Here is a 23,228-nt window from a genome sequence, read left to right as displayed (position 1 = left end):
TTGACGGGATCGACTGGCCATCGGTTCCCGTCCGTTGCAGGCCCGGGTGCAAGATTTGAAGGAGCGACGATGGCTCAGACCCTTTCGTTCAACGGTCGCAGGCGCGTACGCAAGTTTTTTGGTAAGATCCCCGAAGTCGCAGAAATGCCGAACCTCATCGAGGTTCAGAAGGCGTCCTACGACCAGTTTTTGATGGTTGAAGAGCCGAAAGGCGGCCGGCCCGACGAAGGCCTTCAGGCCGTTTTCAAGTCGGTTTTCCCGATCACCGATTTCTCCGGCGCGTCCATGCTGGAATTTGTGTCCTACGAGTTCGAACCGCCGAAGTTCGACGTTGACGAATGCCGTCAGCGCGACCTGACCTATGCAGCACCGCTGAAGGTCACGTTGCGCCTAATCGTGTTCGATATCGACGAGGATACCGGCGCGAAGTCGATCAAGGACATCAAGGAACAGTCCGTCTACATGGGCGACATGCCGCTCATGACCAACAATGGCACGTTCATCGTCAACGGCACGGAGCGCGTCATCGTCTCCCAGATGCACCGTTCGCCGGGCGTCTTCTTCGACCACGACAAGGGCAAGAGCCATTCTTCCGGCAAGCTGCTCTTTGCTGCCCGCGTCATCCCCTATCGCGGCTCCTGGCTCGACATCGAATTCGACGCCAAGGATATCGTCTACGCCCGTATCGACCGTCGCCGTAAGATCCCTGTCACCTCGCTCCTGATGGCGCTCGGCATGGACGGCGAGGAAATCCTTGACACCTTCTACACGAAGTCGCTCTACAAGCGCGACGGCGCAGGCTGGCGCATTCCCTTCAAGCCGGAAACCCTGAAGGGTGCCAAGGCGATCACCGAGATGGTCGACGCCGATACCGGCGAAGTCGTCGTGGAGGCCGGCAAGAAGCTGACCCCGCGTCTGCTTCGCACGCTCTCCGACAAGGGCCTGAAGGCGCTGAAGGCTGCCGATGACGATCTCTATGGCAACTACCTCGCCGGCGACATCGTCAACTACTCGACGGGCGAGATCTATCTCGAAGCCGGCGACGAAATCGATGAGAAGACGCTCGGCATCATCCTGGCCAACGGTTTCGACGAGATCCCGGTTCTCGGCATCGACCACATCAATGTTGGCGCCTACATCCGCAACACGCTTACCGCCGACAAGAACGAGAACCGTCAGGACGCTCTGTTCGACATTTACCGCGTCATGCGTCCGGGTGAACCGCCGACCATGGAATCGGCCGAAGCCATGTTCAACTCGCTGTTCTTCGATGCGGAGCGTTACGACCTCTCCGCCGTCGGCCGCGTCAAGATGAACATGCGTCTCGACCTGACCGTCGAAGACACCGTCCGTATCCTGCGCAAGGACGACATTCTGGCCGTGGTCAGGATGCTGGTCGAACTGCGCGATGGCAAGGGCGAGATCGACGATATCGACAACCTCGGTAACCGTCGCGTCCGCTCGGTCGGCGAGCTGATGGAAAACCAGTACCGTCTCGGCCTGCTCCGCATGGAGCGCGCGATCAAGGAACGCATGTCCTCGATCGAGATCGACACGGTCATGCCGCAGGATCTGATCAACGCCAAGCCGGCGGCTGCCGCCGTTCGCGAGTTCTTCGGTTCCTCGCAGCTCTCGCAGTTCATGGACCAGGTCAACCCGCTCTCGGAAATCACCCACAAGCGTCGTCTTTCGGCTCTTGGCCCGGGCGGTCTGACCCGTGAGCGCGCCGGCTTCGAAGTCCGCGACGTGCATCCGACCCACTACGGCCGTATTTGCCCGATCGAAACGCCGGAAGGCCCGAACATCGGTCTGATCAACTCGCTTGCGACCTTTGCCCGCGTCAACAAGTACGGCTTCATCGAAAGCCCGTACCGCCGTATCGTCGACGGCAAGGTGACGAGCGACGTGCTCTACCTCTCCGCCATGGAAGAGGCGAAGTATTACGTCGCCCAGGCCAACGCCGAAATGAACGCCGACGGCTCCTTCGTCGACGAGTTCGTCGTCTGCCGTCATGCCGGCGAAGTCATGCTCGCGCCCCGCGACAGTATGAACCTGATGGACGTTTCGCCGAAGCAGGTCGTTTCGGTCGCAGCCGCGCTCATCCCGTTCCTGGAAAACGACGACGCCAACCGCGCCCTCATGGGCTCGAACATGCAGCGTCAGGCCGTGCCGCTGCTGCGTGCCGAAGCCCCGTTCGTCGGTACCGGCATGGAGCCGGTCGTTGCCCGCGACTCGGGTGCTGCCATCGGCGCCCGCCGCGGCGGCGTGGTCGACCAGGTCGACGCGACGCGTATCGTTATCCGCGCCACTGAAGACCTCGAAGCCGGCAAATCCGGCGTCGATATCTACCGCCTGCAGAAGTTCCAGCGTTCGAACCAGAACACCTGCGTCAACCAGCGTCCGCTGGTCACCGTCGGTGACGAGGTCAACCGCGGCGACATCCTTGCCGACGGCCCGTCGACCGATCTCGGCGACCTGGCGCTCGGCCGCAACGCGCTCGTCGCGTTCATGCCCTGGAACGGCTACAACTACGAAGACTCGATCCTGCTCTCCGAGCGTATCGTTGCCGACGACGTGTTCACCTCCATCCACATCGAGGAATTCGAAGTGATGGCGCGCGACACCAAGCTTGGTCCTGAGGAAATCACCCGCGACATTCCGAACGTTTCGGAAGAAGCGCTCAAAAATCTCGACGAAGCCGGCATCGTCTATATCGGCGCCGAAGTTCAGCCGGGCGATATCCTCGTCGGCAAGATCACCCCGAAGGGCGAAAGCCCGATGACGCCGGAAGAAAAGCTTCTGCGCGCCATCTTCGGCGAAAAGGCCTCCGACGTGCGCGATACCTCCATGCGCATGCCGCCCGGCACTTACGGCACGATCGTCGAAGTTCGCGTCTTCAACCGCCATGGCGTCGAGAAGGACGAGCGCGCGATGGCAATCGAGCGCGAAGAGATCGAGCGTCTTGCCAAGGACCGCGACGACGAGCAGGCGATCCTCGACCGTAACGTCTACGGCCGTCTGATCGAAATGCTGCGCGGCCAGGCTTCCATCGCCGGCCCGAAGGGCTTCAAGAAGGGCACCGAGCTTTCGAACGCCGTCGTCTCCGAATATCCCCGCTCGCAGTGGTGGATGTTCGCGGTCGAAGACGAGAAGGTTCAGAGCGAGCTTGAAGCGCTCCGCGGCCAGTACGACGAATCCAAGTCGCGCCTTGAACAGCGCTTTATGGATAAGGTCGAGAAGGTCCAGCGCGGCGATGAAATGCCTCCTGGCGTCATGAAGATGGTCAAGGTCTTCGTCGCTGTGAAGCGCAAGATCCAGCCGGGCGACAAGATGGCCGGCCGACATGGGAACAAGGGCGTCGTTTCGCGCATTGTGCCTGTCGAGGACATGCCGTTCCTCGAAGACGGCACGCATGTCGACGTCGTTCTGAACCCGCTCGGCGTTCCCTCGCGCATGAACGTCGGCCAGATCCTTGAAACCCATCTGGGTTGGGCTTGCGCCGGCATGGGTCGCCAGATCGGCGAACTGATCGAGGCATACAAGGCCAATGGCAACATCGAGCCGCTGCGCAAGACCATCGGCGATGTCGTCGGTGACGGTCCGAAGGCCGAACAGGTCCACGAGTTCGACGACGAATCTGTTCTGCGTCTTGCCGACCAGTGGAAGCGCGGCGTTTCGATTGCGACGCCTGTCTTCGACGGTGCTCACGAAGGCGACGTCAACGACATGCTGCGTCTGGCAGGTCTCAAGGATACCGGTCAGTCGACGCTTTATGATGGCCGTACCGGCGAGCAGTTCGACCGCCAGGTCACCGTGGGCTACATCTACATGCTGAAGCTCAACCACCTGGTCGACGACAAGATCCATGCCCGTTCGATCGGTCCTTACTCGCTCGTGACCCAGCAGCCGCTGGGTGGCAAGGCGCAGTTCGGCGGCCAGCGCTTCGGCGAAATGGAAGTCTGGGCGCTCGAAGCATACGGCGCGGCCTACACGCTGCAGGAAATGCTGACGGTGAAGTCGGACGACGTCGCCGGCCGCACCAAGGTCTACGAAGCCATCGTCCGCGGAGACGACACGTTCGAAGCCGGTATTCCGGAAAGCTTCAACGTTCTCGTCAAGGAAATGCGCTCGCTGGGCCTTAGCGTCGAGCTCGAAAACACCAAGCTTGACGAGGCGCAGGCAGCTCAGCTGCCCGACGCGGCCGAGTAAGCAGTTGATAGGGCGTGCGCTGCCAATGCGGCGCACGCCGGTCCCGCCGGGCGCCGTATCCGTATCGGCCCTGCAGGGAAGTTTCGCCGCATCTTGCGGTTATTCTCGTTTAAGCGAGGGAGGCGGCTCCCGGGAATTTGCCGCCGTCCATCGCATTTTGAGGGCGCTTTAGCCCATGAAGGAGACAGGCATGAACCAAGAGGTCATGAATCTTTTCAATCCGCAGGTGCCTGCACAGAATTTCGATTCCATTCGGATTTCGATCGCGTCGCCGGAGAAGATCCTCTCCTGGTCCTACGGTGAGATCAAGAAGCCGGAAACCATCAACTACCGCACGTTCAAGCCGGAACGCGACGGTCTGTTCTGCGCGCGCATCTTCGGGCCCATCAAGGACTACGAATGCCTGTGCGGCAAGTACAAGCGCATGAAGTACAAGGGCATCATCTGCGAAAAGTGCGGCGTCGAAGTCACGCTGTCGCGCGTTCGCCGTGAGCGCATGGGCCATATCGAGCTCGCCGCTCCCGTTGCCCACATCTGGTTCCTGAAGTCGCTGCCGTCGCGCATCTCGACGCTGCTCGACATGACGCTGAAGGATGTCGAACGCGTCCTCTATTTCGAAAACTACATCGTCACCGAGCCGGGCCTGACTGCCCTCAAGGAGCACCAGCTCCTCTCGGAAGAAGAGTATATGCTCGCCGTTGACGAATACGGCGAAGACCAGTTCACCGCGATGATCGGCGCTGAGGCGATCTACGAGATGCTGGCCTCGATGAACCTCGAAAAGATCGCTGGCGACCTGCGCGCCGAGCTTGCCGACACCACGTCGGATCTCAAGCAGAAAAAGCTGATGAAGCGCCTGAAGATCGTCGAGAACTTCATGGAGTCGGGCAACCGTCCGGAATGGATGATCATGAAGGTCGTTCCGGTCATCCCGCCGGACCTGCGTCCGCTGGTTCCGCTCGACGGCGGCCGTTTCGCGACCTCGGACCTGAACGATCTCTACCGCCGCGTCATCAACCGTAACAACCGTCTGAAGCGCCTGATCGAGCTTCGTGCGCCTGGCATCATCATCCGCAACGAAAAGCGCATGCTGCAGGAATCGGTTGACGCGCTGTTCGACAACGGCCGTCGCGGCCGCGTCATCACCGGCGCCAACAAGCGTCCGCTGAAGTCGCTCTCCGACATGCTGAAGGGCAAGCAGGGACGCTTCCGCCAGAACCTGCTCGGCAAGCGCGTCGACTATTCCGGCCGTTCGGTTATCGTCACCGGCCCGGAACTGAAGCTGCACCAGTGCGGTCTGCCGAAGAAGATGGCGCTCGAGCTCTTCAAGCCGTTCATCTATGCCCGCCTCGACGCCAAGGGTTATTCCTCGACCGTCAAGCAGGCCAAGAAGCTGGTCGAAAAGGAAAAGCCCGAAGTCTGGGATATCCTCGATGAGGTTATCCGCGAGCATCCGGTTCTCCTGAACCGCGCACCGACGCTGCACCGCCTGGGCATCCAGGCCTTCGAACCCACCCTGGTCGAAGGCAAGGCGATCCAGCTGCATCCGCTCGTCTGCACGGCCTTCAACGCCGACTTCGACGGTGACCAGATGGCCGTTCACGTGCCGCTGTCGCTCGAAGCCCAGCTCGAAGCCCGCGTGCTGATGATGTCCACCAACAACATCCTGCATCCGGCCAACGGCGCGCCGATCATCGTTCCCTCGCAGGACATGGTTCTCGGCCTCTATTACCTGTCGATCCTGAACCAGAACGAGCCGGGCGAAGGCATGGCCTTCTCCGATCTCGGCGAGCTGCATCACGCCCTCGAAAGCAAGGTCGTGACACTGCACACCAAGATCCGCGGCCGTTTCAAGTCGGTCGACGAGGATGGCAAGCCCTACTCGAAGATCTATGAGACGACGCCTGGCCGTCTGCTCATCGGCGAACTGCTGCCGAAGAACGGCAAGGTTCCCTTCGACATCTGCAACCAGGAAATGACCAAGAAGAACATCTCCAAGATGATCGACACGGTCTACCGTCACTGCGGCCAGAAGGACACGGTCATCTTCTGCGACCGCATCATGCAGCTCGGCTTCTCCCATGCCTGCCGCGCCGGCATTTCGTTCGGCAAGGACGACATGGTCATTCCGGATGCCAAGGCCAAGATCGTTGCCGACACCGAAAGCCTGGTGAAGGAATACGAGCAGCAGTATAATGACGGCCTGATCACCCAGGGCGAAAAGTACAACAAGGTTGTCGACGCCTGGGGCAAAGCCACCGAAAAGGTCGCCGAAGAGATGATGGCCCGCATTAAGGCGGTCGAATTCGACGACAAGACCGGTCGTCAGAAGCCGATGAACTCGATCTACATGATGAGCCATTCCGGCGCCCGCGGTTCTCCGAACCAGATGCGTCAGCTGGGCGGCATGCGCGGCCTCATGGCCAAGCCGTCGGGTGAAATCATCGAGACCCCGATCATCTCGAACTTCAAGGAAGGCCTGACCGTCAACGAGTACTTCAACTCGACGCACGGCGCCCGCAAGGGGCTGGCAGACACCGCCTTGAAGACCGCCAACTCCGGCTACCTGACCCGCCGTCTTGTCGACGTCGCGCAGGATTGCATCGTCACGCACGTCGATTGCGGCACTGAAACCGGCCTCACCATGACCGCCATCGTCGATGCCGGTCAGGTGGTTGCCTCGCTCGGCGCCCGCATCCTCGGCCGCACGGCGCTCGATGACATCGATCATCCGGTCACGGGTGAGCGCATCGTCGATGCCGGCAAGATGATCCTCGAGCCCGATGTCATCGAGATCGAGAAGGCCGGTATCCAGTCGATCCGCATCCGGTCGGCGCTGACCTGCGAAATCCAGACGGGCGTCTGCTCGGTCTGCTACGGCCGCGACCTGGCCCGTGGTACGCCTGTCAATATGGGCGAAGCCGTCGGCGTCATCGCGGCTCAGTCGATCGGCGAGCCGGGCACCCAGCTCACCATGCGAACCTTCCACCTTGGCGGTACGGCCACCGTGGTCGACCAGTCGTTCCTGGAAGCCTCGTACGAAGGTACGGTGCAGATCAAGAACCGCAACATCCTGCGCAACTCCGATGGCAACCTCGTTGCCATGGGCCGCAACATGACCGTCCAGATCCTGGACGAGCGTGGCGTGGAACGATCTTCGCAGCGTGTGGCCTACGGTTCGAAGCTGCATGTCGACGAAGGCGACAAGGTCAAGCGCGGCCAGCGTCTGGCGGAGTGGGATCCTTACACCCGTCCGATGATGACCGAAGTGGCTGGTACCGTTCAGTTCGAAGACCTGGTCGACGGTCTCTCCGTTCTGGAAGCAACCGACGAATCCACCGGCATCACCAAGCGTCAGGTCATCGACTGGCGTTCGACCCCGCGCGGTTCGGACCTCAAGCCGGCGATCGTCATCAAGGATGCCAGCGGCAATGTCGCCAAGCTTTCGCGTGGTGGTGACGCCCGCTTCCTGCTCTCAGTCGATGCGATCCTGTCGGTCGAGCCAGGCACCAAGGTCTCCCAGGGTGACGTGCTTGCGCGTTCGCCGCTGGAAAGCGCCAAGACCAAGGACATCACCGGTGGTCTGCCGCGTGTTGCCGAGCTCTTCGAAGCCCGCCGTCCGAAGGACCACGCCATCATCGCAGAGATCGATGGTACGATCCGCCTCGGCCGCGACTACAAGAACAAGCGCCGCGTCATCATCGAGCCGGCGGAAGACGGTGTCGAGCCTGTCGAATACCTGATCCCGAAGGGCAAGCCTTTCCACCTTCAGGAAGGTGACTATATCGAAAAGGGTGACTACATCCTCGACGGTAACCCGGCTCCGCACGACATCCTGGCGATCAAGGGCGTCGAGGCTCTGGCCTCCTACCTCGTCAACGAGATCCAGGAAGTCTACCGCCTGCAGGGCGTTGTCATCAACGACAAGCACATCGAGGTGATTGTCCGTCAGATGCTGCAGAAGGTGGAGATCACCGATGCAGGCGACTCGACCTATATCGTCGGCGACAATGTCGACCGGATCGAGCTCGAAGACGTCAACGATCACCTGATCGAACAGGGCAAGAAGCCCGCCTATGGCGATCCGGTTCTTCTCGGCATCACCAAGGCGTCGCTGCAGACCCCGTCCTTCATCTCGGCCGCATCCTTCCAGGAAACGACCAAGGTGCTGACGGAAGCTGCGATCGCCGGCAAGACCGACGGTCTGCAGGGTCTGAAGGAAAACGTCATCGTCGGCCGCCTCATCCCGGCCGGCACTGGCGGCACCATGACCCAGATCCGCCGTATCGCTACGTCGCGCGACGAGCTGATCCTCGAAGAGCGCCGTAAGGGCTCCGGTGCTGCCGTTGCCACGCCGATGCTGCAGGACATGGCCGAAAAGGCTCCGGCTGCGGAATAATCCGCAGCTGAAGTCCACCAATTGAAAAACCGCCCGGAGCGATCCGGGCGGTTTTTGTTTTGGTCGGTGTTGGTTGGTCCGGGGCAGGGAAGGCGCTCATTCCACTTATGCTGCTTTGGCGACCGGCAGCCTAAGTGGCGGCGCCCTTCAGTTGAACCGGATGATCGCGACCTCGCCGTCGACCGCACCCTGGTAGGCAGAGGCGTGCGGCTCTTCGGCAGGCACCTCGGTCAGCATGCCGATCTGGTCGAGATCGGCCTCGATGAAGCCTTCCTCGGCAAGCGCGTTCAAGGCCTCGCGCACGGCCGTGTCGTCGTCGGGCGCCTTCAGCATGATGTGCAGGTCGATGCCCTCGCTGTCGTCGGACTCATAGCCCTTGCCGATAATGATGAAGATCATCGGGCCATCGAAATTATTGTCGTTATCGGGTGTCGTAATCATCGCCTGTCCTTCGGCTCTTTGACGATTCGGTCGCTCGAATCCTGCTGTGAGGGCCGCACGCCGCAATTGCTGATTCCTTAACTGCTTTTGCCGCGATGCCCAAGTTTTTATCTTGGTGCACGGCTGCCATTTCGTCTAGAAGGATGAAATCAGGGCGTTAGGCCCGCAGATCAAGGCGATACGGCGAGTTTATTTCTTAACCGGCCTTGACGAGAGGGGTGGAAACCAGTAGTACCCCGGCCATCAGATCCCATGTGAGGCTTGGCTGTTCGGGGCGACGCGCCCTGAAGTTCACCTCAAACAAGGTTCTAAACGCACGTTGAAGTCATGATGCTGCACGCACGACGCATTTTTTATGCGTCCTCTGCTCCTTGTGGTCCATCTGCGGAAGCGGATCGGGCCATATTTTGCGCATTGACGGAAAGCATGCGTCACTGCCGGAGACGGCGCGAGTTCAAGCCCGCAAGGGTACTGAGATAAAACGTAAGGGATGGTTGAATGCCTACCGTAAACCAGCTGATCCGCAAGCCTCGCCAGGCGAACGTAAAGCGTAACAAGGTTCCCGCACTCCAGGAGAACCCGCAGAAGCGCGGCGTTTGCACGCGCGTCTATACGACGACGCCGAAGAAGCCGAACTCGGCTCTGCGTAAGGTCGCAAAGATCCGCCTGACCAACGGCTTCGAAGTCATTGGTTACATCCCCGGCGAAGGTCACAACCTTCAGGAACACTCTGTCGTCATGATCCGTGGCGGCCGCGTCAAGGACCTTCCGGGTGTCCGTTATCACATCATCCGCGGCGTTCTCGATACCCAGGGTGTCAAGAACCGCAAGCAGCGCCGCTCCAAGTACGGTGCGAAGCGTCCGAAGTAATTCGGTTTTGAATAATCCGGCGCTGCGCGAGGTCCTCCGCGTGATGAAGCGCCTTAACGGTTGAAGAGACGAAAAGTATGTCCAGACGTCATAAAGCAGAAAAGCGCGAGATCAATCCGGATCCGAAGTTCGGCGACCTCGTCGTCACCAAGTTCATGAATGCCATCATGCTCGACGGCAAGAAGTCCGTTGCTGAAAACATCGTCTATGGCGCCTTCGACGTCGTCCAGGGCAAGTCCAAGCAGGAGCCGCTCACGGTATTCCATTCTGCGCTCGACAACATTGCCCCGCACGTTGAAGTTCGCTCGCGCCGCGTCGGTGGTGCGACCTATCAGGTCCCGGTTGATGTTCGTCCGGAGCGCCGCCAGGCTCTCGCCATTCGCTGGCTGATTGCTGCTGCCCGTAAGCGTAATGAAACCACCATGATCGATCGCCTGTCCGGCGAACTGCTCGATGCGTCCAACAACCGCGGCTCCGCCGTCAAGAAGCGCGAAGACACGCACAAGATGGCTGACGCCAACCGTGCGTTCTCGCACTATCGCTGGTAATTCCGAACGGTATCGAAAGGCAGTCCACAATGGCTCGCGAATATAAGATCGAAGACTACCGTAATTTCGGTATCATGGCGCATATCGACGCCGGCAAGACCACGACCACCGAGCGTATTCTTTATTACACCGGCAAGTCGCACAAGATCGGCGAAGTCCACGACGGCGCAGCCACCATGGACTGGATGGAGCAGGAGCAGGAGCGTGGCATCACGATCACCTCCGCTGCCACCACGACCTTCTGGAAGGGCCGTGACGGCAAGATGCGCCGCTTCAACATCATCGACACCCCCGGCCACGTCGACTTCACCATCGAAGTCGAGCGTTCGCTGCGCGTTCTCGACGGCGCCATCGCGCTGCTCGATGCCAACGCCGGTGTTGAGCCGCAGACGGAGACCGTCTGGCGTCAGGCCGAGAAGTACAATGTCCCGCGGATGATCTTCTGCAACAAGATGGACAAGACCGGCGCTGACTTCTACCGCTCCGTCGAGATGATCAAGACCCGTCTCGGCGCAACGGCTGTCGTCATGCAGCTGCCGATCGGTGCGGAAACCGAATTCAAGGGCGTCATCGACCTGATCGAGATGAACGCTCTCATCTGGCGCGACGAGTCGCTCGGCGCCCAGTGGGATGTCGTCGAGATCCCCGAGGACATGAAGGCCAAGGCTGAAGAATACCGCGAAAAGCTGATCGAAACGGTTGTCGACATCGACGAAGCCGCGATGGAAGCCTATCTCGAAGGCATTCTGCCCGACAACGATCAGATCCGTGCGCTGGTTCGCCGCGGCACGATCGACGTCAAGTTCCATCCGATGTTCTGTGGCACCGCCTTCAAGAACAAGGGCGTACAGCCGCTGCTCGACGCCGTTGTCGACTACCTGCCGTCGCCGATGGACATCCCGGCGATCAAGGGCATCGACTTCAAGACGGAAGCTGACATCGAGCGTCATGCCGACGACAGCGAGCCGCTTTCCATGCTCGCCTTCAAGATCATGAACGACCCCTTCGTCGGTTCGCTGACCTTCGCCCGCATCTACTCCGGCAAGCTCGAAAAGGGCGCGTCGGTCATGAACACGGTCAAGGACAAGCGCGAGCGCGTCGGCCGCATGCTGCAGATGCACTCCAACTCGCGTGAAGACATCGAAGAAGCCTTCGCAGGCGACATCGTCGCTCTCGCTGGCCTCAAGGAAACCACGACCGGCGACACGCTCTGCGATCCGCTGAAGCCGGTTATCCTCGAGCGTATGGAATTCCCCGAGCCGGTCATCCAGATCGCCATCGAGCCGAAGACCAAGGGCGACCAGGAAAAGATGGGCCTCGCGCTCAACCGCCTGGCTGCTGAGGATCCGTCCTTCCGCGTCAAGACCGACCAGGAATCCGGCCAGACCATCATCGCCGGCATGGGCGAACTGCATCTCGACATCATCGTCGACCGCATGCGTCGTGAATTCAAGGTCGAAGCAACCGTCGGTGCGCCGCAGGTTGCCTACCGCGAAACCATCACGCGCCAGCACGAAGAAGACTACACGCACAAGAAGCAGTCTGGCGGTACCGGCCAGTTCGCGCGTGTCAAGATCGTCTTCGAACCGAACCCGGAAGGCGACGAATTCAAGTTCGAATCGAAGATCGTCGGTGGTTCCGTTCCGAAGGAATACATCCCCGGCGTCCAGAAGGGCATCGAAAGCGTCCTGTCTTCGGGTCCGCTTGCTGGCTTCCCGATGCTCGGCGTCAAGGCGACCCTCATCGACGGCGCCTTCCACGACGTCGACTCCTCGGTTCTCGCCTTCGAAATCGCATCGCGTGCCTGCTTCCGTGAAGCAGCCAAGAAGGCCGGCGCTCAGCTGCTCGAGCCGATGATGAAGGTCGAAGTCGTTACCCCGGAAGATTATGTCGGCGACGTCATCGGCGACCTGAACTCCCGTCGCGGTCAGATCCAGGGCCAGGAAAGCCGTGGTATCGCTGTCGTCATCAACGCGAACGTGCCGCTCGCGAACATGTTCAAGTACGTCGACAACCTGCGCTCCATGTCTCAGGGCCGCGCCCAGTACACGATGACCTTCGATCACTATTCGCCGGTCCCGTCGAACGTCGCAACAGAAATCCAGGCAAAGTATTCCGGTCAGAAGTGACCGGAATACCAATTGACCGATAACAAGAATTAGATCCCCTCGGGGACTAGCAAAATGGAGAGCCGAAAATGGCAAAGAGTAAGTTTGAGCGCAACAAGCCGCACGTCAACATCGGCACGATCGGCCACGTTGACCACGGCAAGACGTCTCTGACGGCAGCGATCACGAAGTACTTCGGTGAGTTCAAGGCGTACGACCAGATCGACGCTGCTCCGGAAGAAAAGGCCCGTGGCATCACCATTTCGACGGCCCACGTCGAATATGAGACGCCGGCCCGCCACTACGCGCACGTCGACTGCCCCGGCCACGCCGACTACGTCAAGAACATGATCACCGGTGCTGCCCAGATGGACGGCGCGATCCTGGTGTGCTCGGCCGCTGACGGCCCGATGCCGCAGACGCGCGAACACATCCTGCTGGCCCGCCAGGTCGGCGTTCCGGCGATCGTGGTGTTCCTGAACAAGGTCGACCAGGTTGACGACGCCGAGCTTCTCGAACTGGTCGAGCTCGAAGTTCGCGAACTGCTGTCGTCCTACGACTTCCCGGGCGACGATATCCCGGTCGTCAAGGGTTCGGCACTGGCCGCTCTCGAAGACAGCGACAAGAAGATCGGCGAAGACGCGATCCGCGAGCTGATGGCTGCGGTCGACGCCTACATCCCGACGCCTGAGCGCCCGATCGACCAGCCGTTCCTGATGCCGATCGAAGACGTGTTCTCGATCTCGGGCCGTGGTACGGTTGTGACCGGCCGCGTCGAGCGTGGCATTGTCAAGGTTGGCGAAGAAGTCGAGATCGTCGGCATCCGCGCGACCTCGAAGACGACGGTGACCGGCGTTGAAATGTTCCGCAAGCTGCTCGATCAGGGCCAGGCCGGCGACAACATCGGCGCACTGGTTCGCGGTGTGAACCGTGACGGCGTCGAGCGTGGCCAGATCCTGTGCAAGCCGGGCTCTGTCAAGCCGCACAAGAAGTTCATGGCCGAAGCCTACATCCTGACGAAGGAAGAGGGTGGCCGTCATACGCCGTTCTTCACCAACTACCGTCCGCAGTTCTACTTCCGCACGACGGACGTCACGGGCATCGTGACGCTGCCGGAAGGCACGGAAATGGTTATGCCGGGCGACAACGTCACCGTTGCTGTCGAGCTGATCGTTCCGATCGCGATGGAAGAAAAGCTGCGCTTCGCCATCCGCGAAGGCGGCCGCACCGTCGGCGCCGGTATCGTTGCTTCGATCGTCGAGTAATTAGCGGCTGGGCCACCAGGCCCAAGGAAAGGATGGGGACGCCGATCTCGGTGTCCCTCTCGATCTTTGAAACCGGTGGCCCGCTAACGTAACTGAAGGTAAGTCGTGTCCCTGAATGGTGACACGCGGATAACAGACACAAGGATAAAGTCGAATGAACGGCCAGAATATCCGCATCCGCCTGAAGGCGTTCGATCACCGGATTCTCGATGCCTCCACGCGCGAGATCGTATCGACGGCTAAGCGCACCGGTGCAAGCGTCCGGGGCCCCGTTCCGCTTCCGACCCGCATCGAGAAGTTTACGGTCAATCGGTCCCCGCACATCGACAAGAAGAGCCGTGAACAGTTCGAGATGCGCACGCACAAGCGCCTTCTCGATATCGTTGACCCGACCCCGCAGACGGTAGACGCGCTGATGAAGCTCGATCTCGCCGCCGGTGTCGATGTTGAGATCAAGCTCTGAGACCTCGGGTCTTCGGGCTGAGTGAGAAGGATTGAACCGATGCGTTCAGGTGTGATTGCACAGAAGGTGGGAATGACCCGCGTCTATAACGACGCCGGTGAGCATGTCCCGGTAACGGTACTGCGCATGGAGGCCGTCCAGGTCGTTGCCACGCGTACTGTCGAAAAGAATGGCTATACCGCAGTTCAGCTCGGTGCCGGCCAGGCGAAGGTGAAGAACACGTCGAAGGCGATGCGCGGCAACTTTGCTGTCGCCAACGTCGAGCCGAAGGCGAAGCTTCAGGAATTCCGCGTCTCGGAAGATAATCTTCTGGAGATCGGTACTGAGCTTAAGGCCGGTCACTTTGCGGCCGGTCAGCTCGTCGACGTGACGGGCACGACGATCGGTAAGGGTTTTGCCGGCGCCATGAAGCGCCATGGTTTCGGCGGTCTGCGCGCCACGCACGGTGTGTCGGTGTCGCACCGCTCGCACGGTTCGACCGGCTCGCGCCAGGATCCGGGCAAGGTATTCAAGAACAAGAAGATGGCTGGTCACATGGGCCAGACGCGCGTTACGACTCAGAACCTGGAAGTGGTTTCGACCGATGAAGATCGCGGTCTGATCCTGATCAAGGGTGCAGTGCCCGGTTCCAAGGGTGCCTGGATCATCGTGCGCGATGCCGTCAAGTCGGCAGCGAAGTAAGGAGCCGGACCAATGGAATTCAACGTCAAGACCCTCGAGGGAAAAGACGCAGGGAAGGTTTCTCTTTCTGATGCGATTTTCGGCCTCGAGCCCCGCGAAGACATTCTCGCCCGCGTCATCCGCTGGCAGCTTGCCAAGAAGCAGCAGGGCACCCACAAGGCAAAGGGCCGCGCTGAAGTTTCGCGCACCGGCGCCAAGATGTACAAGCAGAAGGGTACGGGCCGCGCCCGCCACCATTCAGCTCGCGCTCCGCAGTTCCGCGGCGGCGGCAAGGCTCACGGCCCGGTCGTCCGCAGCCACGAGCATGACCTTCCGAAGAAGGTTCGTGCACTCGGCCTGCGCCACGCTCTTTCGGCCAAGATCAAGGCCGATGACGTCATCGTCATCGACAACCTGGTTGCAACTGAAGCCAAGACCAAGGCTCTTGCGTCTGTATTCGAGACGCTCGGCCTGACCAACGCCCTCTTCATCGGTGGCGCAGAACTTGACGGCAACTTCAAGCTCGCAGCCCAGAACATCCCGAACATCGATGTTCTGCCGATCCAGGGCATCAACGTTTACGACATCGTGCGCCGCGGCAAGCTCGTGCTTTCCAAGGCTGCGGTTGAAGCGCTAGAGGAGCGATTCAAGTGACCGATCTTCGCCACTACGATGTGATCGTCTCTCCGGCGATCACCGAAAAGTCCACGCTGGTCTCCGAAAACAACCAGGTTGTTTTCAATGTCGCCAAGCAGGCGACGAAGCCGGAAATCAAGGCTGCTGTCGAGGCGCTGTTCGGCGTCAAGGTTACGGCCGTCAACACTCTGCTGCGCAAGGGCAAGACCAAGCGGTTCCGCGGTTTCGTCGGCAAGCAGAAGGACGTGAAGAAGGCTGTTGTGACCCTGGCTGAAGGCCAGACGATCGACGTCTCCACCGGTCTCTGAGGTATAAGAAAATGGCATTGAAAACATTCAATCCGATCACCCCGAGCCAGCGCCAGCTGGTCATCGTCGACCGTTCGGCCCTCTACAAGGGCAAGCCGGTCAAGGCGCTGACGGAAGGCCTGACCAAGAGCGGCGGTCGTAACAACCTCGGTCGCATCACCGCCCGTTTCATCGGCGGCGGTCACAAGCGCACCTATCGTCTGATCGACTTCAAGCGTCGCAAGTTCGACGTCGAAGGCACGGTCGAGCGTATCGAATACGATCCGAACCGCACGGCTTTCATCGCGCTGGTAACCTATGCCGACGGCGAGAAGGCTTATATCCTCGCTCCTCAGCGCCTCGCTGCCGGTGACAAGGTCATCGCTTCCGAGAAGGCTGTCGACGTCAAGCCCGGCAACACCATGCCGCTGCAGTTCATCCCGGTCGGCTCCATCATCCACAACGTGGAAATGAAGCCGGGCAAGGGCGGTCAGATCGCTCGCTCCGCCGGTGGCTACGCACAGCTCGTCGGCCGTGACCAGGGCATGGCGATCCTTCGCCTGAACTCTGGTGAACAGCGTCTCGTTCATGGCTCCTGCCTTGCTTCGATCGGCGCCGTCTCCAACCCGGACCACGCCAATATCAACGACGGCAAGGCCGGTCGTACCGTTTGGCGCGGCAAGCGTCCGCATAACCGCGGTGTCGTCATGAACCCGGTCGACCATCCGCACGGCGGTGGTGAAGGCCGCACTTCCGGTGGTCGCCATCCGGTGACACCGTGGGGCAAGCCGACCAAGGGCAAGCGCACCCGGTCGAACAAGTCGACCGACAAGATGATCATGCGCTCGCGTCATCAGCGTAAGAAGTAAGAGAGGAAGTCTCCAATGGCTCGTTCAGTATGGAAAGGTCCGTTCGTTGACGGCTATCTTCTCAAGAAGGCTGAGAAGGTTCGTGAAGGCGGACGTGCAGAAGTGATCAAGATCTGGAGCCGTCGCTCCACGATCCTGCCGCAGTTCGTCGGTCTTACCTTCGGCGTCTACAACGGCAGCAAGCATATCCCGGTCAGCGTCAATGAAGACATGGTCGGCCACAAATTCGGTGAATTCTCTCCGACCCGCACCTACTACGGTCACGGCGCGGACAAGAAGGCGAAGAGGAAGTAACAATGGGCAAGGCAAAAGCCGAACGCCGGCTGAAGGACAACGAGGCGCAAGCAGTCGCCCGCACGCTCCGCGTCAGCCCCCAGAAGCTCAATCTGGTTGCTGCGGCTATCCGCGGCAAGAAGGTCGAGCGCGCACTCGCTGAGCTGGAGTTCTCCCGCAAGCGCATCGCAGGAGCCGTCAAGAAGACGCTCGAATCCGCGATCGCCAACGCCGAGAACAACCACGATCTCGACGTCGACGCTCTCGTCGTCGCCGAGGCCTATGTCGGCAAGTCGATCGTCATGAAGCGTTTCCACGCTCGTGGCCGCGGTCGCGCGTCGCGCATCGAGAAGCCTTTCGCGCACCTGACGATCGTCGTTCGTGAAGTGCAGGCAGTAGAGGAGGCCGCATAATGGGTCAGAAAATCAATCCAATCGGTTTCCGTCTTGGCATCAACCGTACCTGGGATAGCCGCTGGTTCGCGGACAATGCCGAGTACGGCCAGCTGCTGCACGAAGACCTGAAGATGCGCAAGTTCGTCATGAGCGAACTGAAGCAGGCCGGGATATCCAAGGTGGTCATCGAGCGTCCGCACAAGAAGTGCCGCGTCACGATCCACTCGGCACGCCCGGGCCTGATCATTGGCCGCAAGGGCGCAGACATCGACAAGCTCCGCAAGAAGCTGTCGGACATGACCAATTCGGAAACGCACCTCAACATCGTTGAAGTGCGCAAGCCCGAAGTCGACGCAACGCTGGTCGCTCAGTCGATCGCCCAGCAGCTCGAGCGCCGCGTGGCTTTCCGCCGCGCCATGAAGCGCGCTGTTCAGTCCGCGATGCGTCTTGGCGCCGAAGGCATCAAGATCACCTGCGCTGGTCGTCTCGGCGGCGCTGAAATCGCCCGTACGGAATGGTACCGCGAAGGTCGTGTGCCGCTGCACACGCTGCGCGCCGACATCGACTACGGCACGGCCGAAGCAGAAACCGCATTCGGTATCTGCGGCATCAAGGTCTGGATCTTCAAGGGCGAAATCCTTGAGCACGATCCGATGGCTTCCGAACGTCGCGCGCTGGAAGGCGACGCACAGGGTCCGGCAAGCCGCGAACGCGACCGTGGCGATCGTCGCCGCGAACGCGACAACGCGTAATTAGCGCTGGCGAAAGATAAGCTCGGAGAAGTAAGAAAATGTTGCAGCCAAAGCGTACTAAGTACCGCAAGCAATTCAAGGGCCGCATCAAGGGTGTCGCCAAGGGTGGTTCTGACCTGGCATTCGGCGAATTCGGCCTGAAGGCTCAGGAACCCAACCGCGTCAATGCACGCGAGATCGAAGCGGCTCGCCGTGCGATCACGCGTTACATGAAGCGCGCCGGCCGTGTGTGGATCCGCGTGTTCCCGGACGTTCCGGTAACCGCTAAGCCGACCGAAGTCCGCATGGGTAAGGGTAAGGGCTCCGTTGAATACTGGGCATGCAAGGTCAAGCCCGGCCGTATGATGTTCGAGATCGACGGTGTCAGCGAAGAAATCGCCCGTGAGGCGCTTCGTCTCGGCTCTGCCAAACTCTCGGTCAAGACGCGCTTCGTTCAGCGCATTGCAGAGTAAGGGATTGAGCTCATGAAAGCCTCAGATGTTCGCGGTTTCACCGCCGACCAACTCAAGGACGAGCTTGCCAAGCTGAAGAAGGAGCAGTTCAACCTGCGCTTCCAGAAGGCGACCGGCCAGCTCGAAAAGTCCTCGCGCATCAACGAAGTCCGCAAGGACATCGCCCGCGTGAAAACCATTGCCCGCCAGAAGGCGGCAGAAGTTAAGGCCTAAAGGAAGAAAAATATGCCGAAGCGCATCCTGCAGGGCGTCGTCGTTGGCGACAAGAACGAGAAGACGGTAGTGGTTCGCGTCGAGCGTCGTTTCGCTCACCCGCTGCTCCAGAAGACCGTTCGTCGTTCCAAGAAGTACAAGGCCCACGACGAGAACAACCAGTACAAGATTGGCGATACCGTATCCATCGAGGAATGCGCGCCGATCTCCAAGGACAAGCGCTGGACGGTCATTTCCGCCCAGGGTCAGTAAACAGAATTTTGTGCGAGGCCTTGCGTCTCGCCGAAATATCTGTATGAAGCAGCGTCAGAACGCTCGAATGCCGGGCGTTCTTTTGCTTTGAGCGCACGGAAGGTCCTTCGGGAAACCACCCTGGCACGATCGATCCCGCGCTATTCAGCATTGCCGTGTCTGTGCTGCCGTCATGGCAGCTCGGCCGGCGAAAATTTTCATAAGCCGGAGTAGGGGGCTAGCCCAACCATTCCGGTAAACCAAGAAGGCGACCTGATATGATTCAGATGCAAACAAACCTCGACGTCGCGGATAATTCCGGCGCACGTCGTGTCATGTGCATCAAGGTGCTGGGCGGCTCGAAGCGCAAGTATGCCTCGATCGGCGACGTCATCGTCGTTTCGATCAAGGAAGCGATCCCGCGCGGCCGTGTGAAGAAGGGTGACGTGATGAAGGCGGTTGTCGTTCGCACCGCCAAGGACATCCGTCGTCCGGATGGCTCTGTGATCCGCTTCGACACCAACGCAGCAGTCCTCATCGACAACAAAAAAGAGCCGATCGGCACCCGTATCTTCGGACCGGTTCCGCGCGAACTTCGCGCCAAGAACCACATGAAGATCATCTCGCTGGCTCCCGAAGTACTGTAAGGAGCAAAGCGATGCAGAAGATTCGTAAGGGCGACAAGGTCGTCATGCTCGCTGGCAAGGACAAGGGCCGTACCGGCGAAGTTGTCCAGGTCATGCCGAAGGAAGATCGTGCCGTTGTTCGTGGCGTCAACGTCGTCAAGCGCCATCAGCGCCAGACGCAGACCCAGGAAGCCGGCATCATCAACAAGGAAGCCCCGGTTCACCTGTCCAACGTTGCAATCATCGACAAGGACGGCAAGCCGACCCGCGTCGGTTTCAAGGTTGTTGACGGCAAGAAGGTCCGTGTGGCCAAGCGTTCTGGAGAAGTGATCGATGGCTGAGGCAAAATACGAGCCGCGGCTCAAGAAGGAATATGTCGAGCGCATCCGCAAGGCGATGCAGGAGCAGTTCTCCTACGCCAACGAGATGATGATCCCGAAGCTCGACAAGATCGTGATCAACATGGGTGTCGGCGAAGCAACCGCTGACTCGAAGAAGCCGACGGTAGCTGCCGCCGACCTCGCAGCGATCGCCGGCCAGAAGCCGGTCATCACCCGCGCCCGCAACTCCATCGCAGGCTTCAAGGTCCGCGAACAGATGCCGATCGGCGCGAAGGTCACCCTGCGCGGCGCCCGCATGTATGAGTTCCTGGACCGTCTCGTGAACATCGCGCTGCCGCGCGTTCGCGACTTTCGCGGCCTGAACCCGAAAAGCTTTGACGGCCGTGGCAACTTCGCCATGGGCATCAAGGAGCACATTGTGTTCCCTGAGATCAACTACGACAAGGTTGATCAGATGTGGGGCATGGACATTATCGTTTGCACGACGGCGACGACCGACGACGAAGCGCGGGCTCTTTTGAAAGAGTTCAGCTTCCCGTTCCGTCAATAACCGTAACGACGAGCGTAGAAAAGGAACCTGACATGGCGAAGACAAGCGCAGTTGAAAAGAACAAGCGCCGCCGTACTACGGTCGCCAACCAGGCCGCTAAGCGGGCTGCGTTGAAGGCGATCATCATGAACCAGGCTCTTCCGATCGAAGAGCGGTTCAAGGCCTCGATCAAGCTGGCATCCCTGCCGCGTGATGGATCGAAGACCCGTATTCGCAACCGTTGCGAAGTCTCGGGGCGTCCGCGCGCATATTACCGCAAACTGCGCATGTCGCGTATTGCGCTGCGTGAACTGGGCAATCTCGGCAAGGTGCCGGGTATCGTCAAGTCGAGCTGGTAAGGAGCAGGTTACATGACAATGACTGATCCGTTGGGCGATATGCTCACCCGTATCCGTAACGGCGCTTCCCGCCGCAAGTCGTCGGTCTCGACGCCTGCGTCCAAGCTCCGTGCACGTGTTCTCGATGTTCTGCAGTCCGAAGGCTACATCCGTGGCTATTCCGTTGTCGATTTCGGCAATGGCAAGTCGGAGCTCAGCATCGAGCTGAAATATTATGAAGGCGCATCGGTGATCCGTGAGATCGGCCGTGTGTCCAAGCCGGGCCGCCGGGTTTATGTCTCGGTCAAGTCCATTCCGCAGGTCGCGAACGGCCTCGGCATCACCATCCTTTCGACTCCGAAGGGTGTGATGGCCGATCACCAGGCTCGCGAACAGAACGTTGGCGGCGAGGTTCTTTGCTCGGTCTTCTAAGATCGGGCAGAGATCTCCATAGCGAACAGACAGGATTGAAACATGTCTCGTATCGGTAAAAAGCCCGTTCAGGTGCCTGCTGGGATCACGGCTACGGTCGATGGCCAGAAGGTCACTGCAAAGGGCCCGAAGGGCGAGCTGTTTTTCGTTGCTAACGACGAAATCAGCCTCAAGCTCGAAAACAACGCGGTCGTCGTGACGCCCGTAAACCAGACCAAGGATGCACGTTCGAAGTGGGGCATGTCCCGCACGATGATCGAAGGCATCTTCAAGGGCGTCAAGGACGGCTTTGAGCGCAAGCTCGAAATCAACGGCGTCGGTTACCGCGCCTCGCTGCAGGGCAAGAACCTGCAGCTGGCCCTCGGTTTCAGCCATGACGTGATCTATGAACCGCCGGTCGGCATCACGATCGTCGTTCCGAAGCCGACTGAAATTGTTGTCTCCGGCATCAATAAGCAGCAGGTCGGTCAGGTCGCCGCCGAAATCCGCGAATATCGCGGTCCTGAGCCCTACAAGGGCAAGGGCGTCAAGTACGCTGACGAGCGGATCGTCCGCAAAGAAGGCAAGAAGAAGTAAGGATCACGCGAAATGGCTAGCAGGAAAGAAGCACTTGCACGTCGTGCCAACCGCGTGCGCCGTCATCTCAAGTCGGTGGCCAACGGCCGTCCGCGCCTGTCGGTTCATCGCTCCTCGAAGAACATCTACGCTCAGGTTATCGACGATGTTGCCGGCAAGACGCTTGCCGCTGCATCGACCCTCGATAAGGATCTGCGCGGTTCTCTGAAGACCGGTGCTGACACCGCAGCAGCTGCCCTCGTCGGCAAGCTCGTTGCAGAGCGCGCTTCGAAGGCGGGCGTCACCGAGGTCGTATTCGACCGTGGCGCCTTCATCTATCACGGCCGCATCAAGGCTCTCGCCGATGCGGCCCGCGAAGGCGGTCTCACCTTCTGATCAGTTTCCGGCCGGACGCTTTCAGCGCCGGCCGGATTTTCGCCGGACCGCAGGCACTCTCCGGAAGGGGAGGCTGATGCGGTCCACATTCGTTTGCCGATTGCACCCGGAAAAGAAAAAGGAAGAGGACAATGGCACAGGAAAGAAGGCCGCAGCGGGAAGACCGCCAGAGCCGTGAAGAGCGCGATAGCGAATTCGTCGACAAGCTGGTCGCGATCAACCGCGTCGCCAAGGTCGTCAAGGGCGGCCGTCGTTTTGGTTTCGCCGCACTCGTCGTCGTTGGCGACCAGAAGGGCCGCGTTGGCTTCGGCCATGGCAAGGCACGCGAGGTGCCGGAAGCCATCCGCAAGGCAACCGAAGCCGCCAAGCGCGAACTGATCTTCGTACCGCTGCGTGACGGCCGTACGCTGCATCACGACGTTCATGGCCGCCACGGCGCCGGCAAGGTTCTGCTGCGCTCGGCCAAGGTCGGTACCGGCATCATCGCCGGCGGTCCGATGCGCGCCGTGTTCGAAACGCTCGGCATGCACGACGTCGTCGCCAAGTCGACTGGCTCGTCGAACCCCTACAACATGGTTCGCGCCACTTTCGACGCTCTGAAGCACCAGGTTCACCCGAAGGACATCGCAGCTCAGCGCGGCATCAAGTATGCAACGCTGCAGGCTCGTCGTAGCGCCTCCGGCAACGCCTCTGAAGAATAAGAGGAGTTTGACAGATGGCCAAGGCTACCAAGAAGGCTGAAGCGAAGACTGTCACGATCGAACAGGTCGGCAGCCCGATTCGCCGTCCGGACGTTCAGCAGCGCACGCTGATCGGTCTCGGACTGAACAAGATGCATCGTCGCCGCACGCTGGAGGATACTCCTTCCGTTCGTGGCATGATCCGTGCTGTCCAGCATCTCGTTCGCGTCGTCGACGAGAAGTGAGACGGAGGAAACGCT

General features: G+C 60.2%; 27 protein-coding genes. 26 read left to right on the top strand and 1 reads right to left on the bottom strand.

What is annotated here, in order from left to right; genetic code table 11:
* Positions 1-69: 69 nt before the first annotated feature.
* The gene (rpoB, locus tag FFM81_RS12760) at positions 70-4,209 is read left to right on the top strand and encodes a DNA-directed RNA polymerase subunit beta (RefSeq protein WP_003573813.1); all 4,140 of its coding nucleotides are present in this window, start codon (positions 70-72) and stop codon (positions 4,207-4,209) included.
* 190 nt (positions 4,210-4,399) lie between these two features.
* Positions 4,400-8,608: a DNA-directed RNA polymerase subunit beta' gene (rpoC, locus tag FFM81_RS12755; protein WP_003573811.1), complete on the top strand. Its 4,209-nt coding sequence runs from the start codon at positions 4,400-4,402 to the stop codon at positions 8,606-8,608.
* 147 nt (positions 8,609-8,755) lie between these two features.
* Here rpoC and FFM81_RS12750 read toward each other — a convergent pair whose 3' ends face one another.
* Complete coding sequence (locus FFM81_RS12750; RefSeq protein ID WP_003573810.1) at positions 8,756-9,049, bottom strand: hypothetical protein; 294 nt, start codon at positions 9,047-9,049, stop codon at positions 8,756-8,758.
* 498 nt (positions 9,050-9,547) lie between these two features.
* On the opposite strand from FFM81_RS12750, the gene rpsL reads away from it, so the two are divergent.
* From rpsL to rpmD, 24 genes are all read left to right on the top strand, one after another.
* On the top strand, positions 9,548-9,919 hold the full coding sequence (gene rpsL, locus FFM81_RS12745; protein ID WP_003547537.1) for a 30S ribosomal protein S12: 372 nt from the start codon (positions 9,548-9,550) through the stop codon (positions 9,917-9,919).
* Positions 9,920-9,996: 77 nt separating this feature from the next.
* The gene (gene rpsG, locus FFM81_RS12740; RefSeq protein WP_003573807.1) at positions 9,997-10,467 is read left to right on the top strand and encodes a 30S ribosomal protein S7; all 471 of its coding nucleotides are present in this window, start codon (positions 9,997-9,999) and stop codon (positions 10,465-10,467) included.
* A gap of 29 nt (positions 10,468-10,496) precedes the next feature.
* Positions 10,497-12,596: an elongation factor G gene (gene fusA, locus FFM81_RS12735; protein WP_003573805.1), complete on the top strand. Its 2,100-nt coding sequence runs from the start codon at positions 10,497-10,499 to the stop codon at positions 12,594-12,596.
* Between the two features lie 68 nt (positions 12,597-12,664).
* Positions 12,665-13,840 carry an elongation factor Tu gene (tuf, locus tag FFM81_RS12730; RefSeq protein ID WP_003573803.1) on the top strand — a complete coding sequence of 392 codons (1,176 nt, stop codon included), beginning with the start codon at positions 12,665-12,667 and terminating at the stop codon, positions 13,838-13,840.
* A 154-nt stretch (positions 13,841-13,994) separates the two neighbouring features.
* Entirely contained in the window at positions 13,995-14,303 is a 309-nt protein-coding gene (gene rpsJ, locus FFM81_RS12725; protein ID WP_003547547.1) for a 30S ribosomal protein S10, read from the top strand.
* A gap of 39 nt (positions 14,304-14,342) precedes the next feature.
* Positions 14,343-14,984, top strand: coding sequence for a 50S ribosomal protein L3 (rplC, locus tag FFM81_RS12720; protein WP_003573801.1), 642 nt, complete (start codon positions 14,343-14,345; stop codon positions 14,982-14,984).
* A 12-nt stretch (positions 14,985-14,996) separates the two neighbouring features.
* The gene (gene rplD / locus FFM81_RS12715) at positions 14,997-15,617 is read left to right on the top strand and encodes a 50S ribosomal protein L4 (protein ID WP_003573800.1); all 621 of its coding nucleotides are present in this window, start codon (positions 14,997-14,999) and stop codon (positions 15,615-15,617) included.
* A complete protein-coding gene (locus FFM81_RS12710; protein ID WP_003547550.1) occupies positions 15,614-15,907 on the top strand; it encodes a 50S ribosomal protein L23 in 294 nt (97 codons plus the stop codon). The genes rplD and FFM81_RS12710 overlap by 4 nt, the downstream gene beginning before the upstream one ends.
* A gap of 11 nt (positions 15,908-15,918) precedes the next feature.
* On the top strand, positions 15,919-16,755 hold the full coding sequence (gene rplB, locus FFM81_RS12705) for a 50S ribosomal protein L2 (RefSeq protein ID WP_003573799.1): 837 nt from the start codon (positions 15,919-15,921) through the stop codon (positions 16,753-16,755).
* 15 nt (positions 16,756-16,770) lie between these two features.
* Positions 16,771-17,049, top strand: a complete 279-nt coding sequence (rpsS, locus tag FFM81_RS12700; protein ID WP_003573797.1) for a 30S ribosomal protein S19 — start codon at positions 16,771-16,773, stop codon at positions 17,047-17,049.
* Positions 17,050-17,051: 2 nt separating this feature from the next.
* The gene (rplV, locus tag FFM81_RS12695; RefSeq protein ID WP_003573794.1) at positions 17,052-17,441 is read left to right on the top strand and encodes a 50S ribosomal protein L22; all 390 of its coding nucleotides are present in this window, start codon (positions 17,052-17,054) and stop codon (positions 17,439-17,441) included.
* Positions 17,441-18,175 (top strand): 30S ribosomal protein S3, encoded by a 735-nt coding sequence (gene rpsC, locus FFM81_RS12690; RefSeq protein WP_003573793.1) that lies wholly within the window; start codon positions 17,441-17,443, stop codon positions 18,173-18,175. Before rplV ends, rpsC begins: the two co-directional genes overlap by 1 nt.
* A gap of 38 nt (positions 18,176-18,213) precedes the next feature.
* Entirely contained in the window at positions 18,214-18,627 is a 414-nt protein-coding gene (rplP, locus tag FFM81_RS12685; RefSeq protein ID WP_003573792.1) for a 50S ribosomal protein L16, read from the top strand.
* Between the two features lie 12 nt (positions 18,628-18,639).
* The gene (gene rpmC / locus FFM81_RS12680) at positions 18,640-18,840 is read left to right on the top strand and encodes a 50S ribosomal protein L29 (protein WP_003547556.1); all 201 of its coding nucleotides are present in this window, start codon (positions 18,640-18,642) and stop codon (positions 18,838-18,840) included.
* Between the two features lie 12 nt (positions 18,841-18,852).
* On the top strand, positions 18,853-19,092 hold the full coding sequence (gene rpsQ, locus FFM81_RS12675) for a 30S ribosomal protein S17 (protein WP_003573791.1): 240 nt from the start codon (positions 18,853-18,855) through the stop codon (positions 19,090-19,092).
* A 257-nt stretch (positions 19,093-19,349) separates the two neighbouring features.
* Positions 19,350-19,718: a 50S ribosomal protein L14 gene (rplN, locus tag FFM81_RS12670; protein WP_003573790.1), complete on the top strand. Its 369-nt coding sequence runs from the start codon at positions 19,350-19,352 to the stop codon at positions 19,716-19,718.
* A gap of 11 nt (positions 19,719-19,729) precedes the next feature.
* Positions 19,730-20,038 (top strand): 50S ribosomal protein L24, encoded by a 309-nt coding sequence (gene rplX, locus FFM81_RS12665; protein ID WP_003547559.1) that lies wholly within the window; start codon positions 19,730-19,732, stop codon positions 20,036-20,038.
* Positions 20,031-20,588 carry a 50S ribosomal protein L5 gene (gene rplE / locus FFM81_RS12660; RefSeq protein ID WP_003573788.1) on the top strand — a complete coding sequence of 186 codons (558 nt, stop codon included), beginning with the start codon at positions 20,031-20,033 and terminating at the stop codon, positions 20,586-20,588. The genes rplX and rplE overlap by 8 nt, the downstream gene beginning before the upstream one ends.
* A 32-nt stretch (positions 20,589-20,620) precedes the next feature.
* Positions 20,621-20,926 carry a 30S ribosomal protein S14 gene (rpsN, locus tag FFM81_RS12655; RefSeq protein WP_003573787.1) on the top strand — a complete coding sequence of 102 codons (306 nt, stop codon included), beginning with the start codon at positions 20,621-20,623 and terminating at the stop codon, positions 20,924-20,926.
* A gap of 12 nt (positions 20,927-20,938) precedes the next feature.
* Positions 20,939-21,337, top strand: a complete 399-nt coding sequence (gene rpsH / locus FFM81_RS12650; RefSeq protein ID WP_003547562.1) for a 30S ribosomal protein S8 — start codon at positions 20,939-20,941, stop codon at positions 21,335-21,337.
* Between the two features lie 42 nt (positions 21,338-21,379).
* Entirely contained in the window at positions 21,380-21,913 is a 534-nt protein-coding gene (rplF, locus tag FFM81_RS12645) for a 50S ribosomal protein L6 (protein WP_003573786.1), read from the top strand.
* Between the two features lie 12 nt (positions 21,914-21,925).
* The gene (gene rplR, locus FFM81_RS12640) at positions 21,926-22,288 is read left to right on the top strand and encodes a 50S ribosomal protein L18 (RefSeq protein WP_003573785.1); all 363 of its coding nucleotides are present in this window, start codon (positions 21,926-21,928) and stop codon (positions 22,286-22,288) included.
* A gap of 131 nt (positions 22,289-22,419) precedes the next feature.
* Positions 22,420-22,989, top strand: coding sequence for a 30S ribosomal protein S5 (gene rpsE / locus FFM81_RS12635; protein WP_003573784.1), 570 nt, complete (start codon positions 22,420-22,422; stop codon positions 22,987-22,989).
* A 14-nt stretch (positions 22,990-23,003) separates the two neighbouring features.
* A complete protein-coding gene (rpmD, locus tag FFM81_RS12630; RefSeq protein ID WP_003573781.1) occupies positions 23,004-23,213 on the top strand; it encodes a 50S ribosomal protein L30 in 210 nt (69 codons plus the stop codon).
* The last annotated feature ends 15 nt before the right edge of the window (positions 23,214-23,228 follow it).

It is taken from the genome of Rhizobium hidalgonense, assembly GCF_005862185.2.
Taxonomy (GTDB): domain Bacteria; phylum Pseudomonadota; class Alphaproteobacteria; order Rhizobiales; family Rhizobiaceae; genus Rhizobium; species Rhizobium hidalgonense.
This window is presented reverse-complemented; position numbering and strand designations above follow the sequence as displayed.

Bases quoted from the DNA above. Each gene is read 5' to 3' on its own strand.
- rpsL (WP_003547537.1), top strand. From the start codon at position 9,548: ATGCCTACCGTAAACCAGCTGATCCGCAAGCCTCGCCAGGCGAACGTA.
- rpsQ (WP_003573791.1), top strand. From the start codon at position 18,853: ATGCCGAAGCGCATCCTGCAGGGCGTCGTCGTTGGCGACAAGAACGAG.
- rpsE (WP_003573784.1), top strand. From the start codon at position 22,420: ATGGCACAGGAAAGAAGGCCGCAGCGGGAAGACCGCCAGAGCCGTGAA.
- rplP (WP_003573792.1), top strand. From the start codon at position 18,214: ATGTTGCAGCCAAAGCGTACTAAGTACCGCAAGCAATTCAAGGGCCGC.
- rpsJ (WP_003547547.1), top strand. From the start codon at position 13,995: ATGAACGGCCAGAATATCCGCATCCGCCTGAAGGCGTTCGATCACCGG.
- rpsH (WP_003547562.1), top strand. From the start codon at position 20,939: ATGACAATGACTGATCCGTTGGGCGATATGCTCACCCGTATCCGTAAC.
- rplE (WP_003573788.1), top strand. From the start codon at position 20,031: ATGGCTGAGGCAAAATACGAGCCGCGGCTCAAGAAGGAATATGTCGAG.
- rplX (WP_003547559.1), top strand. From the start codon at position 19,730: ATGCAGAAGATTCGTAAGGGCGACAAGGTCGTCATGCTCGCTGGCAAG.
- rplF (WP_003573786.1), top strand. From the start codon at position 21,380: ATGTCTCGTATCGGTAAAAAGCCCGTTCAGGTGCCTGCTGGGATCACG.
- rpsG (WP_003573807.1), top strand. From the start codon at position 9,997: ATGTCCAGACGTCATAAAGCAGAAAAGCGCGAGATCAATCCGGATCCG.
- rpoC (WP_003573811.1), top strand. From the start codon at position 4,400: ATGAACCAAGAGGTCATGAATCTTTTCAATCCGCAGGTGCCTGCACAG.
- rplC (WP_003573801.1), top strand. From the start codon at position 14,343: ATGCGTTCAGGTGTGATTGCACAGAAGGTGGGAATGACCCGCGTCTAT.
- FFM81_RS12750 (WP_003573810.1), bottom strand. From the start codon at position 9,049: ATGATTACGACACCCGATAACGACAATAATTTCGATGGCCCGATGATC.
- rplD (WP_003573800.1), top strand. From the start codon at position 14,997: ATGGAATTCAACGTCAAGACCCTCGAGGGAAAAGACGCAGGGAAGGTT.
- fusA (WP_003573805.1), top strand. From the start codon at position 10,497: ATGGCTCGCGAATATAAGATCGAAGACTACCGTAATTTCGGTATCATG.
- rpmC (WP_003547556.1), top strand. From the start codon at position 18,640: ATGAAAGCCTCAGATGTTCGCGGTTTCACCGCCGACCAACTCAAGGAC.
- tuf (WP_003573803.1), top strand. From the start codon at position 12,665: ATGGCAAAGAGTAAGTTTGAGCGCAACAAGCCGCACGTCAACATCGGC.
- rplB (WP_003573799.1), top strand. From the start codon at position 15,919: ATGGCATTGAAAACATTCAATCCGATCACCCCGAGCCAGCGCCAGCTG.
- rpsS (WP_003573797.1), top strand. From the start codon at position 16,771: ATGGCTCGTTCAGTATGGAAAGGTCCGTTCGTTGACGGCTATCTTCTC.
- rpsN (WP_003573787.1), top strand. From the start codon at position 20,621: ATGGCGAAGACAAGCGCAGTTGAAAAGAACAAGCGCCGCCGTACTACG.
- rpmD (WP_003573781.1), top strand. From the start codon at position 23,004: ATGGCCAAGGCTACCAAGAAGGCTGAAGCGAAGACTGTCACGATCGAA.
- rplR (WP_003573785.1), top strand. From the start codon at position 21,926: ATGGCTAGCAGGAAAGAAGCACTTGCACGTCGTGCCAACCGCGTGCGC.
- rpoB (WP_003573813.1), top strand. From the start codon at position 70: ATGGCTCAGACCCTTTCGTTCAACGGTCGCAGGCGCGTACGCAAGTTT.
- rplN (WP_003573790.1), top strand. From the start codon at position 19,350: ATGATTCAGATGCAAACAAACCTCGACGTCGCGGATAATTCCGGCGCA.
- rpsC (WP_003573793.1), top strand. From the start codon at position 17,441: ATGGGTCAGAAAATCAATCCAATCGGTTTCCGTCTTGGCATCAACCGT.
- rplV (WP_003573794.1), top strand. From the start codon at position 17,052: ATGGGCAAGGCAAAAGCCGAACGCCGGCTGAAGGACAACGAGGCGCAA.